General features: G+C 69.6%; 15 protein-coding genes. 8 read left to right on the forward strand and 7 right to left on the reverse strand.

Annotated elements, in window-relative coordinates; all coding sequences use genetic code 11:
- Positions 1 to 22 precede the first annotated feature (22 nt).
- Together ABD140_RS21345 and ABD140_RS21350 are read left to right on the forward strand one after the other, a co-directional pair.
- Positions 23 to 2,431 (forward strand): PEP/pyruvate-binding domain-containing protein, encoded by a 2,409-nt coding sequence (locus ABD140_RS21345; RefSeq protein ID WP_344242675.1) that lies wholly within the window; start codon positions 23 to 25, stop codon positions 2,429 to 2,431.
- A gap of 20 nt (positions 2,432 to 2,451) precedes the next feature.
- Positions 2,452 to 3,585, forward strand: a complete 1,134-nt coding sequence (locus ABD140_RS21350; RefSeq protein ID WP_344242676.1) for an Rv3169 family protein — start codon at positions 2,452 to 2,454, stop codon at positions 3,583 to 3,585.
- Positions 3,586 to 3,742: 157 nt separating this feature from the next.
- Here the strand turns inward: ABD140_RS21350 and ABD140_RS21355 are convergent, their stop codons facing one another.
- The gene (locus tag ABD140_RS21355; protein ID WP_344242677.1) at positions 3,743 to 4,186 is read right to left on the reverse strand and encodes a nuclear transport factor 2 family protein; all 444 of its coding nucleotides are present in this window, start codon (positions 4,184 to 4,186) and stop codon (positions 3,743 to 3,745) included.
- 60 nt (positions 4,187 to 4,246) lie between these two features.
- Here ABD140_RS21355 and ABD140_RS21360 point away from each other — a divergent pair, with 60 nt between their 5' ends.
- On the forward strand, positions 4,247 to 4,816 hold the full coding sequence (locus tag ABD140_RS21360; protein ID WP_344242678.1) for a TetR/AcrR family transcriptional regulator: 570 nt from the start codon (positions 4,247 to 4,249) through the stop codon (positions 4,814 to 4,816).
- Positions 4,817 to 4,996: 180 nt separating this feature from the next.
- Positions 4,997 to 5,623 (forward strand): DUF6461 domain-containing protein, encoded by a 627-nt coding sequence (locus ABD140_RS21365; protein ID WP_344242679.1) that lies wholly within the window; start codon positions 4,997 to 4,999, stop codon positions 5,621 to 5,623.
- Between the two features lie 31 nt (positions 5,624 to 5,654).
- Here ABD140_RS21365 and ABD140_RS21370 read toward each other — a convergent pair whose 3' ends face one another.
- Together ABD140_RS21370 and ABD140_RS21375 are read right to left on the reverse strand one after the other, a co-directional pair.
- Positions 5,655 to 6,779: a tyrosine-type recombinase/integrase gene (locus ABD140_RS21370; protein ID WP_344242802.1), complete on the reverse strand. Its 1,125-nt coding sequence runs from the start codon at positions 6,777 to 6,779 to the stop codon at positions 5,655 to 5,657.
- Entirely contained in the window at positions 6,695 to 7,813 is a 1,119-nt protein-coding gene (locus ABD140_RS21375) for a hypothetical protein (RefSeq protein WP_344242680.1), read from the reverse strand. Before ABD140_RS21375 ends, ABD140_RS21370 begins: the two co-directional genes overlap by 85 nt.
- A gap of 89 nt (positions 7,814 to 7,902) precedes the next feature.
- Between ABD140_RS21375 and ABD140_RS21380 the strand changes: the two genes are divergently transcribed.
- Both ABD140_RS21380 and ABD140_RS21385 read left to right on the forward strand, forming a co-directional pair.
- Positions 7,903 to 8,091, forward strand: a complete 189-nt coding sequence (locus tag ABD140_RS21380) for a VOC family protein (protein ID WP_344242681.1) — start codon at positions 7,903 to 7,905, stop codon at positions 8,089 to 8,091.
- A 466-nt stretch (positions 8,092 to 8,557) separates the two neighbouring features.
- A complete protein-coding gene (locus ABD140_RS21385; protein WP_344242682.1) occupies positions 8,558 to 9,397 on the forward strand; it encodes a hypothetical protein in 840 nt (279 codons plus the stop codon).
- On the opposite strand, the gene ABD140_RS21390 is transcribed toward ABD140_RS21385, so the two are convergent.
- A complete protein-coding gene (locus ABD140_RS21390; protein WP_344242683.1) occupies positions 9,355 to 10,248 on the reverse strand; it encodes an NADP-dependent oxidoreductase in 894 nt (297 codons plus the stop codon). The two genes, ABD140_RS21385 and ABD140_RS21390, sit on opposite strands and share 43 nt — an antisense overlap.
- 44 nt (positions 10,249 to 10,292) lie before the next feature.
- On the reverse strand, positions 10,293 to 11,222 hold the full coding sequence (locus ABD140_RS21395; protein WP_344242684.1) for an oxidoreductase: 930 nt from the start codon (positions 11,220 to 11,222) through the stop codon (positions 10,293 to 10,295).
- 71 nt (positions 11,223 to 11,293) lie between these two features.
- On the opposite strand from ABD140_RS21395, the gene ABD140_RS21400 reads away from it, so the two are divergent.
- Positions 11,294 to 11,875 (forward strand): TetR/AcrR family transcriptional regulator, encoded by a 582-nt coding sequence (locus ABD140_RS21400; RefSeq protein ID WP_344242685.1) that lies wholly within the window; start codon positions 11,294 to 11,296, stop codon positions 11,873 to 11,875.
- Between the two features lie 168 nt (positions 11,876 to 12,043).
- Here ABD140_RS21400 and ABD140_RS21405 read toward each other — a convergent pair whose 3' ends face one another.
- Entirely contained in the window at positions 12,044 to 12,715 is a 672-nt protein-coding gene (locus tag ABD140_RS21405; protein WP_344242686.1) for a response regulator transcription factor, read from the reverse strand.
- Positions 12,712 to 13,794, reverse strand: coding sequence for a sensor histidine kinase (locus ABD140_RS21410; RefSeq protein WP_344242687.1), 1,083 nt, complete (start codon positions 13,792 to 13,794; stop codon positions 12,712 to 12,714). The genes ABD140_RS21405 and ABD140_RS21410 overlap by 4 nt, the downstream gene beginning before the upstream one ends.
- A 195-nt stretch (positions 13,795 to 13,989) precedes the next feature.
- Between ABD140_RS21410 and ABD140_RS21415 the strand changes: the two genes are divergently transcribed.
- Positions 13,990 to 15,090 carry a hypothetical protein gene (locus tag ABD140_RS21415; protein WP_344242688.1) on the forward strand — a complete coding sequence of 367 codons (1,101 nt, stop codon included), beginning with the start codon at positions 13,990 to 13,992 and terminating at the stop codon, positions 15,088 to 15,090.
- The last annotated feature ends 67 nt before the right edge of the window (positions 15,091 to 15,157 follow it).

Consider the following 15,157-nt stretch of genomic DNA (forward strand, 5'->3'; position numbering starts at 1 on the left):
AGCACAGTGTAACGTAGCTGCCGTGAAGCAGCCCCCGAGCGAGCTCGTCGAGTTGTCGGACGTCATCGACGCGAGGTACGGCGGCAAGGCTCTCGGTCTCGCGAAGCTCGCCGCCGCCGGCTTCCCGGTGCCGGCCGCGTTCGTCATCGCGAACGCCGACGCCATCGACCTTCCCGCCGAACTCGAAGCCCGCTACACCCGGATGTCCGTCTCGCAGAAGGCGGTCGCGGTGCGTTCCTCGGCTGCGGGCGAAGACGGCGCCGTGAGCTCCTTCGCCGGCCAGTACGAGTCGGTCTTGGGAGTGAGCGGATACGACGGCCTCCTCGCCGCCATCCGGCACTGCGCGGCCTCCGTGTCCTCCGACCGTGCGACCGCCTACCGGTCGGACGCCGGGATCTCCGGCGCGATGCATCTCGTGGTCCAGGAGATGGTCGACGCGCGCGCCGCCGGCGTCGTGTTCACCGCGGACCCGGCGAGCGGACGGCGCGATCTCTGCGTGGTCGACGCGGTCCCCGGCCTCGGAGAATCGCTGGTCGACGGCTCAGCGAGCTCGGACCACTACGAGGTCGACCACACCGGACGGATCACGGACCGCCAGGTCGCGGCGGATCCGGCGCTCACCGACGACGAGGTCATGGCCGTCGCGGCCGGCGCCCGGACCGCGCAGGAACTGTGGGGAGCGCCCCTGGACCTCGAATGGGCGATCGACCGGGCCGGCGAGATCCGCTGGCTCCAGGCGCGGCCGATCACCACCCTGCCCGGGGACCTGAACGAGATGGACAGCACGGTCGCGGGCGAGGACCACGTCTACACCCGGTGCAACATCGGCGAGATGATGCCCGGCGCGTTCTGCCCGCTCACGGCGTCCGTCAGCGGCCAGGCGATCGAGTACGCGATGCAGATGGTCCAGGTCGCCGGCGGGTTCCAGGACTCCTACCGCGAGGACCGCTGGCTGCAGCTCGGCTACTTCTCCGGCCACCTGTTCCTCAACATGACCGAGGGCACGGCCCTGAGCGCGGGGATCCTGGGCAACTCGCTCGAGCAGTACTCGCTGTCGATCGCGGGCAGGGTCGTCCCCGAGCTGGTGCCCAAGCCGCCGAAGCCGTTCGCCCGCCGCCTGGTCAACACCGTCCGGCTGACCGCGTTCGCGCTCTCGGCGGGGCGGGCGATCCGGCGCCTGGACCGCGATCTGGCCCGCTTCGCCGCGCCGTCCGCGGCGGAGCCGTCGGCCCTGCTCGCCGAGCTCGACGCGGCGATCACGCTCTACAACGAGGCCACGCTCACCCACGTCCGTTCCTCTTCGCGCTCCGCCGTCGCCGCGAACATGCTCGAACAGGCGGTCACGCGCGAAGCGGTCCGCGCGGGCCGCAGCGAAGACGAAGGCCGCTCCCGGGCCGCCGCGCTGATGGCCGGCGCCACCAACGTCGAGAGCGCCGTCATGCTGGAGCACCTGGACGACGTGGTGGGCCGGCTGGCCGCGGACACGGCGGAAGCCGAGGCGTTCCTCGACCCGGACCCCGCCGAGGCCGTGACCCGGCTGATCGCAGGCGGTGGTCCGATCAGCCGCATGTTCAACGAGTTCCTGCGGCGCCACGGCCACCGGGGCTACCGGGAGTTGTGCGTGCGCGACCCGTCGTGGGCGGACGACCCCGAAGGGCTCGGCACGATCATGCAGGCGATGCTCCGTGCCCGCCTTCTCGCCGGAGACGCCACCCGGCCGGCCCACGCGGCGCCGCAGGAGAACGTCTCCCCGGCGGTGCGGGTGATGGCCCGCCTGGCGCGGGCCGGGGCCCGCGGACGTGAGGCGACGAAGTCCCGGATGGTCCTGGTCGCCCACCGGCTCGGCCACGGCTACCGCCTGCTGGGGGAGCGGCTGGCCGCGACGGGACGGCTGCCCGACGCCGACCTGGTGTTCTTCTTCGACCGGTCGGAGCTGCCGGAACTCGTGGGCGCCGACGACGTCGTGGACCTGGTCGACCGCGCCCGGGCGCGCCGGGAGGCGCTCGCGTTCCAGGCCCGGCTCGAGTTCCCGGACGTCTCCGTCGGCAAGCCCGTCCCGATCCGGCCGCGGCCTCCGCAGGAGACCGAGGACGGTGTGATCGCCGGTCGTCCCGCGTGCGGCGGCGTCGTCGAGGGGACCGTCCGCGTCGCGACCACGATCGCGCAGGCCCGGGAACTGCGACCCGGGGAGGTCCTGGTCGCGCCCGTGACGGACGTCGGCTGGACCCCGTACTTCACCCTGATCGCCGCGCTCGTCACCGACATCGGCAGCTCGGTCTCCCACGGCGCCGTCGTCGCTCGCGAGTACGGCCTGCCCTGCGTGGTCAACACCCAGGGCGCCACCCGCGTGCTCCGCACCGGAGACCGGGTCCGGGTCGACGGCGACCGCGGCACCGTGACACTGCTGGACCGCTCTCCCACCACCGCGTAAAGCGACACGGAGGTCTCACCTTGCCCGAGGTACCTGGCGTCTTCCCCCTCGACGAGTACCCGATCCACCAGATCCCCGCCCCCATCGAATGGGTCGGCAGCAGCGACCGGAACTTCTACGACCGGTCCTACTGGAACGCCCACGACCGCACCGGCGACATCATGCTGATCACCGGGATCGGCTACTACCCGAACCTCGGCACCAAGGACGCCTTCCTCCTCGTCCGGCGCGGCGACGAGCAGACGGCACTGCACTTCGGCGACAGGCTCGACGGCGACCGGCTCAACCAGCACTGCGGCAACTACCGGATCGAGGTCATCGAGCCGCTCAAGACCTCACGGCTGGTCGTCGAGGAGACCGAGGGCATCTCGCTCGACATCACCTGGCGCGGCCTCTTCCCCGCGATCCCCGAGCAGCGCCACATCATGCGCACCGGCGGCCACCGCGCGACGCTCGACGCCCAGCGCTTCGCCCAGGTCGGCTCCTGGGAGGGCAACCTGACCATCGACGGCCAGGAGTACGACATCACCCCGGACGTCTGGCGCGGCACCCGCGACCGCTCCTGGGGCATCCGGCCGGTCGGCGAGAGCGAGCCCGCGGGCGCACCCGGGCACCCGCCGTTCGAGGGGATGTGGTGGCTCTACGTCCCCATCGCCTTCGACGACTTCGCGATGATCGTCATCATCCAGGAAGAGCCCGACGGACACCGCATCCTCAACGACTGCCACCGCGTCTGGCCGGACGGACGGACCGAGCAGCTCGGCTGGCCGCTCATCACCACGAACTACCGGCCCGGCACCCGCACGCCCCTGACGGGCACCATGAGCTTCCGCACCCCCGACGGAACCGACGTCCTCGTCGAACTCACATCGCTCCTGCCCCTCGCCATCCACGTCGGCGGCGGCTACGGCGGCGACTCCGACTGGGCGCACGGCCAGTGGCGAGGCGAAGGATGGAGCGAACGCGTCACCTACGACATGACCGACCCGCAGATCATCGGACGCGTCCCCTTCGGCCTGACCGACAGCGTCGGCCGAGCGGTCTGGCACGAAAGCGGCAAGCCGCCACTCGAAGGCTGGGGCCTGTACGAACACGGCGTCATCGGCCTCCACCGACCCTCCGGATTCCACGACTGGCTCACCCACGCCCCATGAACCGACCGCACCCGACCGCCCGAACCGGCACCAGGTCGCGGACTTCATCCACGTGATGAGCCCGACGGAAAGGGGAGGGGGCCGTTCCGCCTTCGACACCGACCTCTATCAAGCCGGTGTGCTGCTGGTCGGCCTCATCCTCCGGGCCCGAAAATGATCAGACAGAACCTGGACCGTTGAGTGCTGCGAGCATCGGCTGGAGGTCCCAGTAGGCCTTCAGCGAGCTGATCAGGCCGGCTTGGTTCACCCGATAGGTGAAAACACCGTCGTAGCGCACCTCGATCCCGGTGTTCAGGCGTGTGGTGACCGAGGCGACGACGGCCACCTCGTCGCCCGCCGGATGCATGGCGCCGATCTCGAATGCCACCTTGTGGGGAGCGACGGCCATGTCCCAGAACAGCTCCAGCGCCGGACGGCCGTGCAGTCCCTTCCCCTCCGGGTCCAGCGGGGAGCCGCCGACCGGGTCGTGAACCACCGCGTCGGGCGCGAAACAGGCCAGCCACTGCGCGCGGTCGCCCGCCCCGACCGCGTTCATCGCCGCGGCCGCCACGGCGAGAGCGGGTGACGGCATCATGCCGGGCGCCTCTGGGACGTTGTCCATGGGGTCCTCCTAGCGGGCATACGAGCTTGACACGTGTCAAGCTAGGGCTAGGCTTGTCACGTGTCAAGTTCACGGATCGGGATCCTGCAGAGCGCACGCCGACTGATCGCCGAGCGGGGCGCCGCGATCACCATGGCCGAAGTGGCCAGGGCGGCGGGCGTCTCACGCCAGGCCGTCTACCTCCACTTCAGCTCCCGAGCGAGCCTGTTCATGGCGGTCGTCCGGTACATGGACGAGGAGGACGGCATCCAGGCACGCTGCCAGGAGGCCCTGCGCGCGGCGGATCCGGTCGAGGCCCTGCGCGCCTTCACCCTCACCTGGCTCCGGTACGCGGCCGGAATCCGGCCCGTGGCCATGGCCCTGTCGTCATCACGGCACGAGGACCCGGACGCCTCGGCCGCATGGAACGACCGCATGGCCGACCTGCGCGCCGGCTTCCTGGCCGCGGTGTCCGCCGTCGCCTCCGCAGGCCGTCTGCGACCCGGCCTGGACGTCTCCGCGGCATCCGAGATCGCCTGGGCGATGACCTCCGTACCGGTCTGGGAGCAACTCACCGTCGACTGCGGCAGACCACCCGCCGAAGCCGAACAGCACCTCGGCGACGCCGTGATCAACGCATTGACGGTATGACGTCCCAGCAGCGGCAACGGCTCCACCATGGCTTCCAAACAGCGGAGCCCTTGGCCTGGTTGACGTTGTCGGTTTTACCGAACGCTATTGATCGAAGAGGTTCGTGGGCTGGGCTATGACGTCGAGGACGCATGTGTGACGTGGCCTGGAATGTCGGTGCTCTCTGGAAGTGTGCGGTGGGTGAGTGTTGCAACGCGTGACGACTATGCGTGGATCCGGCATAGCTCACTCGGTCTTGCCGAGGGCTACTACCTGACCTTGGCTGATGGGATCTCGCCGCAGGAGTTCCTGGCTCGGATCGGGTCCGAGCTGCAGGACCGGGCTGACGGTATTCAAGGCCTCCGGGACTGGGAAGAGGCATTTTTCGATTCCGGCAGGTACCACGATGAGCTACTGGTCGGCGTCGCTGCTGTTGAGGGCATGGGCGGGGCCTGGGCGATGGGCTTGGCGACCGATAGCTGCATCGGTGTCTTCGACGAGCTGATGGTGCCGCTGTCGGCCGGCTGCAGGGTGATCACCCATGGCCGCAACGTCAACGCCGTGGACCTCTTCCGCTGGTATGAAGACGGAGAGCTGCGAACTCATTTTGAACCGCTGTTCCCCACCGACCGCGTGGGAAGCGATCCCGATGCGCTGGCCGAAGAGATGCGCGGAGCGGGATTCAACCTCAGCGATCAGCCTGGCCATGAGGGTCATACGGCTGCAACTTTTGCTCTGGCCGAGCGGCTCACCGGGGTTCGGATCACCGAGGCACTGTTGAGCACGTCGATCTATTGGCCGGGTTGTGTGGAGATCCCTGACCTTTGACTCCCGTTTGTGTCCGTCAGGGGCAGAGCCTTCAGCGCAAGGTTCTCGGCTTCGAGGTCGGCGAGTCGGCGATGCGTTTGTCAAGGAAGCGGTTGTTGGAGCGGGAGGCGGCGAGCTTCTCTTCGATGTTCCGGTTGGTCTGGGCGAGGTCGCTGATCTTTCGTTTGAGGTCGCTGTTCTGGGTGGCGATGCGTTGGGCGGCGTCTTGGGCGTAGTCGGTTTCGAGGTCGCGGATCTGGCCGAGGAGCAGGCCGATGCGTTCGCGTTGGGTGCCGATCTCGTGGTGGGCGGTCTTGAGTGCCTCTTCGGCGTTGAGGGCGCGTTCGCGCCAGGACGCTTCGATCTGAGCGTGATGGGCGGCTTGGTCTTCGCGGCGTTGGGTGCCGGTGGCCTCGAGGGCCGCCTGCATGAGGGTCTGGGCGTCGGGATTTTGATAGAGGAAGGATCGGGAGACGGCGGCGCGGCGGGCAACGGCGGGGTAGGTGACGAGGGCTCGTTCGAGGCCGTCGATGGCGCGGCGGGTGGGTTCGAACTGCTGGTGGAGCCAGTCGGCCATCTCGTCGGTGGGGGCTCGTTCGGCGAGGGAGTGCCAGTGGTCGCGTTTGCGTCGCCAGTAGAGCAGGTCAGCGCCGGTCATGACGAACTTGTCGCAGTTCTCGCAGTCGAGGTTCCATGGGCAGGCGTTGCCGTTGACGACGGGTTGGAAGGTGCAGAGCCCGCCTTCGGTCGGGGTGCTTCGCCGGTTGAGGTCGATGACGAGGGCCCGGGCTTCTTCGGCTGGGAGTGGGGCGATGCCGCTGGTGAGGAGTTCACCGGGCTGGGCTGAGCCGGGGCCGGTGACCCAGACGTGTTGCAGGACGTCGTCGATTTCGGAGAGGGCGACCTTCGCGTAGTGCTCGGTCATCCGTTCGGAGACGTGTCCGAGGTAGCGCTTGATGTGGTGCATGGCAGCGCCTGCGGCGAGCAGTCTGGTCGCGAGGGTGTGTCGGGCTTGGTGCGGGACGACGTCTTGGTCGAGGTCGAGTTCGGTGATCCAGTCCCGGAAGTTCTGGTTGAAGAAGTTGGAGGAGACTACGCGCTCGCCCCGTGGATTGCGGGTGTTGGAGGGGAAGAGCGCCAGCCGGCCCGTTCTTGCGGGGTCGGCAGGCGGCCGAATCGGTGTTCGAACAGGGCGATGGTCTTGCGCCGCCGGGTGAGGACGATCTGGTGGGCGTATTTCGGGATGCGGATGGCCTCGTCGTAGTTTCCGACCTTGGTCTGGTCGTGCCAGAGCAGCGGTACTCGGTTCACGATTCCGAGGCAGTCGAGCCTGAGCTCGCGGACCTCCCCGGGGCGTCGTCCGGTGGCCGCGGTCAGCCGCCAGATGTCCAGCATGCCCCGGTCGGCGGGGTCGGTCTCGGCGAGTCTGGCGAGGTTGTCGGGGGCGGCCAGTGCCTCGGCGCTGGCATCGGTGAACGGGCTGCGGGTGCGGTGCAGGGTCTGGCCGCCGGTGGGGAAGGCCCTGGCGAAGTCTCTGTTCATCCTGCGGTGCTCGTGTTCGTCCTGGTCGAGGACCCAGCGGAAGAGCTTGTGCAGGTCGTCCAGGATCTTCTTCCGGGTGACCGCGGTCATCGTGGAGGGCCTCAGTCCGTTGGCGGTGCCCAACGAGGCCAGGCCCTCTTGGGCGCGGAGGCTGATGTCGGCGACGAAGCGTTCGACGTCCCTGCGGGTCAGTGTGGTCAGGTCGTGTCCGCGGTCGGGTTCGGCGAGTTCGAGGAAGGCCCCGAGTTCCTGGCAGGCGCGTCGCAGGGTGTGGAAGAACGCTGAAGAGTGCTTCTGCGATGACCGCAGCATGAAGGCGAAGTAGTCCCAGAGCAGGTCGCGCAGCCAGCGCTGCTGCAGCATCGTCAGGTCGAGTTCGCTGGCGGTGCGGTCGGGGATGACCCCGAAGTGCTCGAATTGCAGGTAGCCGGCCTCGCGGGCATCCTCAGGCATGGAGTAGACGATCTTCAGTTCCCGGAGCATGCCCTTGATGGTCAGGAGGTGGTCCCGGCGGTCGATGGCCGCCAGATCGATGTCCTCCAGAGCGGTGAAGGGCCAGCATTCGATCAGGACTCCCTGTATCACCTGCAGATGCCAGTGGCTTCGGTTGCTGCGCCGGGCGTGCCGGAACAGGCACCATTTCAGTTCGGCTTTCATCAGCGGATGCATGCCGTGCATGTTGAAGACGCCCAGCCGGATGGGCGGAGGTGTCGTCCGGCACCACTCGCGGAAGGCCTCCTCGTCGCTGAAGGAGATCGTTGGCGACGTGGTACGTCGACGACATCGACCGGATCGTTGACGAGCTCGCCTCGTCCAGCGTCGAGTTCACTCGCTACGACCAGTTCGAACACGATGCCAAGGGGATCACTGCTCGTGCCGGCGGCGGACGTATCGCGTGGTTCCAGGACTCGGACGGTAACACCTTCGCCCTCGAGGCCGACGTCTGATCCCTATCGTGGACGCAATGCCGCTGATGGCAGGTGCTTCGGGACTACGCCCGATGTGAATGTCGACGCCCACCGCGCTGCCCAGCGATCCGGACTTTCGGGAGTACCACCTGCTCGACCGGGGATTGAAGCGCCGGTCGAGCAAATCCAGCCGCTCCAGCGGTGCAGACAAGACTCCGCGATGCCCGGCAACGAGGCCACCTCCGCACCAGCCTTCTAGCTCCACCAGATCCCAAGCACGCCGCCGGAACTCCGGCGGGCAGGGGTTGGGCACGACGAACGACCGCCTTCGGAAATTCGCCGAACCCTATCTCTCTCAACATCCGTGCCTGCCGAACGGCGGGCGACATCATCCACATTCAGCGCTCCGGCCCGCACATCTGCAGTGAGCGGGCCGGAGTCGATCGGTCGCGTGCCGCTGACAATACGGTGGACCACGATCGCTGTCGGGCCTGATCATGTGTTGGTGGATGATGCCGACTATCTGGAATTCGCCGCTGCGTCGGTGCGGCACTTCGCCCAGCGCATGACCGATGATCCGGAGCCGGGCTGGGAGCTGTGCCATGCGGCGGTGCGGGCCTGGCTCGAAGTCCTGAAATCACGGTGGCCTGAGCCCGGCGACATCGGCCGGGTCGATGCCCTGATCGAGCAGGTGGACAAGTGCGTTGACTCGCGGGAGCTGTATCGGTCGCAGGAAACGTTGAAGTTCCTCTACCTGCGATGGCGTGACGGTGCTCCCCGGGTGACGGAAGCCGATGTGAGGGCCATCGAAGAGATCGTCAGGCCGCTGTACGGTCGGCCCGCGTGGAAGGTTGGGCTCGGCGTCGGCAGCTTCTTCACGATGGATTTCGGTGCACCGGTCAGCAGTCCAAAGCGTGGTGGTGAGACCGTCGAGCACGGCGAATGGCATCTGTGGGTGGCGATGGCCGCGTGGCGGCTGAAGACTGACACGCACGTCGTCGCCGCGTCCGGATACTCGCGTGTCTTCCTGCAGCGCGCCCTCCAAACTTTGCACGGCCAAAGCCTCGACCACGTCACGATCGCCGCCCCCGGCCTGGAGGCGACGCTGCAGTTCGGCGCGCTGCGGCTACGCCTGTTCCCCAGGTTCCCCGAGGATCGCGACGGCACGGGTGATTGGATGTTGTGGACGCCCGGCGGCCGCGTTCTCCTGCCCCCGCACACTGAACCTTATGTGACGTCGGCTGACTCATCTCACCGTAGGTGGCCGTGCTACGGGGGAACCTCAGCTCGCAACCGGCTTGCTCAGTGGGAGACGGCGATGAGCTTGCCGCCTCTGGGGGAGTGATCGATTTCGAGCTCTGTGAGCGCCGGGATCGCTTCCGACAAGGGAACCGTGCGGGCTACCGGCACCTGGAGGGTCCTCTGTCCGGCTGCCTCTGCGACCGCCTCGAGGTCGGCGGTGACGGCCTGGGCGATCATCACCTGGTACGGGCCCGGCATCGCGCTCCGAGCGAACTTCGCCGGGTCGGGGTTGATATCGATGATGTGGCCCTTGCGTTTCACGAGAGTTCCCGCCGCTTCCGCCGAGATCGTGCCCGCAGTGTCGAGGACGAGGTCGAATCGTCCCGCCAGGCGCTCGGGGTCGAAAGAGAAATCCACGATCGGGTCGATTCCCCATGCGCGGGCTTCCTCGATGTCGGTGGGACGGCAACTACCGCCGACCGACGCTCCCCGTGACAGTGCGAATTGGGTCGCAGCACGCCCGACACCGCCGAGGCAGCCGTGGATGAAGACGGTCTGGCCCGGTTTCACGTTGCTTTTGCCGACTATCGCCTGGAAGGCGGTGATGCCGACCGTGGGGATCGCGGCGGCCTCCTCGAACGAGAGGGTCGAGGGCTTCTTCACCACCCCTTTCTCCTCGGTGACGACCGCCTCGGCGAAGGACCCGGCCCCTTGGGGGCTCGTGCCGCCCAGCACCTCGTCCCCGACTCGCAGCCGGGTGACCTCCGCTCCTACCGCTTCGACCACGCCCGCGAAGTCCGTGCCGAATCCGCGAGGAAACGTCCGGCCGGTCACCGCCTGCAGCATTCCGTCGCGGATCTTCCAGTCCATCGGGTTGGCCGACGCGGCGTGAACACGGACGAGCACCTCGCCCGTCTCCGGCCGACGCGACTCGAAGTCTTCCAGCCGCAACACCTCGGGTCCCCCGTACCGGTGGTATTGGATGCGCCGCATCGTCGTCACAGCCCCGAGACGCCGGTTGCCGGATCAGGGGTCACCGACCCGGCAGCGAGCGGGAAGCGGGTTTCGGTGAGTCGCTCGGAGATCTCCCAGAGCCGCGTGGCCGTGTCGGGGTTCATCGCTTCGGCGGACGGCTGGCCCACCGCGGCAGGCCCGCGGACTCCGCCGAAGCGGCTCGGGCCGGCGAAGCCGCCGCCGGGGACGTCGCCGACCGCCGCCAGCAGGGTGGGAAGCGCGCCGCCGTCGGGACCGTGGGCGAGCAGGGGCGTGCTGATCGCTGCCAGGGCGTCGATGATCCGATTGCCGCTCGTGATCCGGAAGCCGGTGGACGCCCAGCCGGGATGGGCGGAGGTGGCGATCACCGGCGAGCCGGCAGCGGTCAGGCGGCGCTGCAGCTCGGCGGTGAACAGCAGGTTCGCCAGCTTGGACTGCCCATAGGCGCCGAACGCCTTGTACGCCCGCTGTTCCCACTGCAGGTCGTCGAAGTCGATTCGCGCGGAGCGATGCGCGGTCGAGGAGACGGTCACGACCCGGCTCGTGACACGGTCCAGCAGCAGGTTCGTCAGCGCGAAGTGCCCGAGGTGGTTGACCCCGAACTGGACTTCGAAGCCGTCTGCGGTGTGCTGCAGCGAGTCGGTCATCGTGCCGGCGTTGTTGATGAGTACGTCCACCGCGCCGTTCATGCCGACGGCGAAGTCCCGGATCGAAGCCAGCGAAGCGAGGTCCAGCGGCCGGACCTCGACCTCGCCGCTCATCGCTGCTGCCGCTGTGCGACCTTTCTCCTGATCCCTGGCGGCTAGGACGACCCGCGCCCCCTTGGCGGCCAGCGCGGCTGCCGCGGCGCGGCCGATGCCGCTGTTGGCGCCGGTGATGACGATGGTGCGGCCGGTCTGATCCGGTATCTGCGAAGGCGAGGCGAGTGTGAGCATGGCGCCAATGTATCCAGTGGAAACAATCTAGTCAACGGATACATTGATGCCGGCGTTGGTAGACTGCGCGCATGTCGCCTGATCGCCCCTACCATCACGGCAACCTGCGTCAGGCCGTGCTGGACGAAGCCGCGACGGTGGTTCGCGAAAGGGGCGCCTCCGAGCTGTCATTGCGCGAGCTGGCCGCCACCATCGGTGTCACTCACGCCGCGCCGCGCCGGTACTTCCCGGGCCGTCAGGACCTTCTCGACGCCGTGGCCGTCGAGGGCTTCGCCCGGCTCGGCGCCCGGTTGCGAGAAGCCGTCGAGGCGTCGCCCGACTACCAGAAGCAGATCCGCTCGGTCGCCCACGCCTACCTCGAGTTCACGATCTCCGAGGCGAACCTGGTCGAGCTGATGTTCGCCCACAAACGCGGTGCGGGCGGGCGTGCCGTGGGCGAGAGCGCCGCGGCGGCGTTCACGCCGATGCTGCAGATGTTCCGTCACGGCCAGGCCGAGGGAATGCTCGGGCACCACGACCCCGAGCGGATCGGACTGGTCTTCCTCGCCACGCTCCAGGGCCTCGCCGGCCTCGTCAACTGCGGCGTCGTCCCGGCCGGGCAACTCGATGCCCTGCTCGATGACGCCGTTGCGCGGTTCCCGCACGGACCGTGATCCATCGCGCCGAAGACCGCCTTCGGGTGCCTCCACGTCGGGACCGCCGAAGTGCGGCTCGCCTGGCGCCCGGGAGTACGGGAAAGCCGGCGCACGGCAGTGGCCGCGGGCGCTGCGCGCCGGGTTCGGGCATGGATGCGGCCGCGATCCACGGGCGCGTCCCGGAGATCAGCGGTCGGTCCGGAGGGGATGGGTCCGGTCGGGTTCGATGCCGTGGAGGATCAGGCCGAGTTCGTAGGCCAGGACGGCGGCGTGGGTGCGGTCGCGGGCGCCGAGTTTGTCCAGGACGTTGGTCACGTGGGTCTTGATCGTCTCTCGGGACACGTGCAGGGCCGCGGCGATCTCCGGGTTGGCCCGTCCGAGCGTGATGTGCCGCAGCACCTCGAGTTCGCGGGGCGTGAGCGCGACCGGGCGGCGCGGCCGGGCACTGCCGTGGTGCGGGGAGGCGATGCGGCGCAGCGCGTCGGGGAAGAGCACCGCGCGGCGGGAGTGCACCAGCCGGACGGCTTCCACCAGCTCGCCGGCCGGGGCGCGTTTGAGCACGTACCCGGCGGCTCCGGCGCGCAGGGCGGCCCACACCAGCTGGTCGTTCTCGAAGGTGGTGACGACGATGACGCGGGTGGACGGGAAGCGGCGGGTCAGCTCGACGGTCGCGGCGAGGCCGTCCATGCGGGGCATGCGGACGTCCATCAGCACGACGTCGGCGCCCGCGCCGGCCTCGACGGCCTCCCTGCCGTCGGCGGCCTGGCCGACGACCGTGAGGTCGTCGTGGAGGGAGAGCACGGCGACCCATCCCTCGCGGATCAGCGGCTCGTCGTCGGCCAGGACGACGCGGATCACAGCGGCAGCCTCGCTTCGACGCACCAGGTCGTCTCGGCCTGCCGGGCGGTGCACGTTCCGCCTGCGAGGAGGGCTCGCATGCGCATGCCCGTCAGGCCGCGCCGGTGCCCGGCCGACGGGGCGGGGGAGTCGGCGGTGGCGTTCTCGACGGTCAGCACCAGCTCGCCGGAGGCATTCGTGTCGACGTCGAGCGTGACGGGGCCGGACCCGTGGCGCAGGGCGTTGGTGAGCGCCTCGCGGGCGATGGCGTAGGCGGTGCGGGAGGTGGCCTGGGGGACGCGGTCGAGGGGGCCGGCGTTCACGCGGACGTCGAGCCCGCGGGTGAGGGTGTGGAGCGAGTCGAGCGTGGGCGTGCGTGCCGCCTCGCCGTCGTCGAGGACACCGAGCAGCACGTCGAGGTCCTCCTGGGCGGCGCGGGCGGTGTCGAGCAGGTGGTCCAGCGAGCGCGTGGCGTGCTCGGGACGGAGGGTGGGGTGCTGGAGCGCGGCCTGCGCGGCCATGCCCTGCACCAGGACGACGCTGAGCGCGTGCCCGACCGCGTCGTGCAGTTCCAGCGCGAGGGCCTGGCGGCGGCCGAGCTCCTCCAGCATGCGGGACGGTTCGGCGCGGAGCAGGCGGTGCGCCGCCCACCGCTGCCCGAATCCGGCCGCGACCATGGCGGCCGCCAGCACGAGCGCGGCGGCCAGCGGTTCGGCCTGGACGGCGGGGCTGTCGCGCCACAGCGCCGGGTCGCCCAACCGGACCAGCCCCGGTGACAGCAGGAGCACGCCCGCGCCCAGCGTCGCGCCGCCGTACAGATGCAGGCTCGTCAGCGCCACCAGGTAGACCCGGTCGGCCCGGTCGGAGACCTGGACGTCGAGCAGTTCGGCCAGCGCGGCGGTCTCGATGCGCCGCACCAGCGGCGCCAGGGCGAGCAGCACCGAGGCGGGCAGGCACGCGGCCCACAGCACCAGGACGCGCGTCGGCGTCGGCTCGCTCAGGACGGCCAGGCCGAGCACCACGGCGACCGGGGTCAGCAGTGCCGCGCCCAGCACCTGGTAGAGGACCGCCCGTACGGCACGTCCGACATGTCGGCTCACGTCGGCGATGCTAGCCCGGAACGCCGGGCCGCCTCCTCCCCCACCTGGGGGAGGTCCGCCCGCCTCCGGGCTGTGAGCCTGATGACCATGAACAGAGCAACCGCCACCACGACCGTGCACCACCGGCGCCGTACCGGGGACCGGACGGATCCCCCGAGATCCGGCCGGTGGATCCGGGACCGGGGGGAAGTGGGCATGCGCCGTCTGACGGCATCGGCGATCTCCGTGGCGACGCTGGCGGTGGCCGCCCTGTGGTGGTTCGTCCCCGACAGCTACCCGTACGGTGCGGCCGCCGAGGTCACGGCGGGCGTCAACCACTGGATCGAGCGCGGGCCGGGCGTGGGGTTGATGGTGGCCTCCGGCGTGCTGGGGGTGCTGGCTGCGCTCGGCGTCCGGTCCCGTGTCGCCGGCGTGATCGCCTTGGCCGAGAGCGCCTTCTTCCTGCTGGTGATGTCCGACGCGTCCGTGTTGTCGTCCATCGGGTATGTGCTGATCCCCGCCGTCCTGCTGGGGGTCATCGGATCGGTCGCCGTGGGGTGCGTACGGCGGCGGCCCGTCGCGTACGTGCTGGCGGTGCTGCTCCCGGCCGGATTGATCGCGTCGCTGACCATGACCGACGCGGTCTCCCGCTACCTGGTCAACGTGGCCTCCGGGTTCGGCGTGTACGGCGGGCGGATCGCCTGGTCGTGGGCGATGGCGATCGCCGCGATCGGGTGGGCGTGGCTGGCGTACGGATCGTTCGCGCGTGAACGCAGGGTGACGGTCCCGCGGTGGGGGAGGGCCGTCACGATCGCGGCCGCCCTCTGCCCCGTGCCGTACGCGCTGACGCGGCTGACGTGGGTGACGCCGTGGCCGCTCGGCGGCTTCGACCCGCGGACCGGCCACATCACGCTGTTCGCCGCGGACGGCGGCGACGCGGCCACCCGGATCCAGGGATTCCTGATCGGCCTGAGCGCGGTCCTGGCCGTCGTGCTGACGCTCGGCCTGATCAGCCGCTGGGGCGAGGTCGCGCCGCGATGGGTGCCCTGGCTGGGCGGGCGGCCCGTCCCGGTGATGCTGGCCGTCGGGCCGGGCGCGTTCGGCGCGGTGGCGCTGTGCGTCTCGGCTCCCGGTGTGCTGGCCGGGGCCGCCCAGATGGGCTCGTGGGTGGACGGCGTCCTGTTCGTCCTGATGTTCCCGTGCCCGGTGTGGGGTCCGTTGCTGGGGGCCGCGGTGTTCGCCTACCGGGCACGCCGCAGAACCGTTGAGGAACCGAGGAGCGCCGAAGCCGCCGTCGCAGGCGGCGAGGGTCTTTGAAGGGACGCCCGAGATGACGGTGTTTCGGAGGGCTTTCGATTCCGTGGGCCGCGTGCTCCGGCCTTCA

This window comes from Actinocorallia libanotica (assembly GCF_039525175.1).
Taxonomy (GTDB): Bacteria; Actinomycetota; Actinomycetes; order Streptosporangiales; family Streptosporangiaceae; genus Actinocorallia; species Actinocorallia libanotica.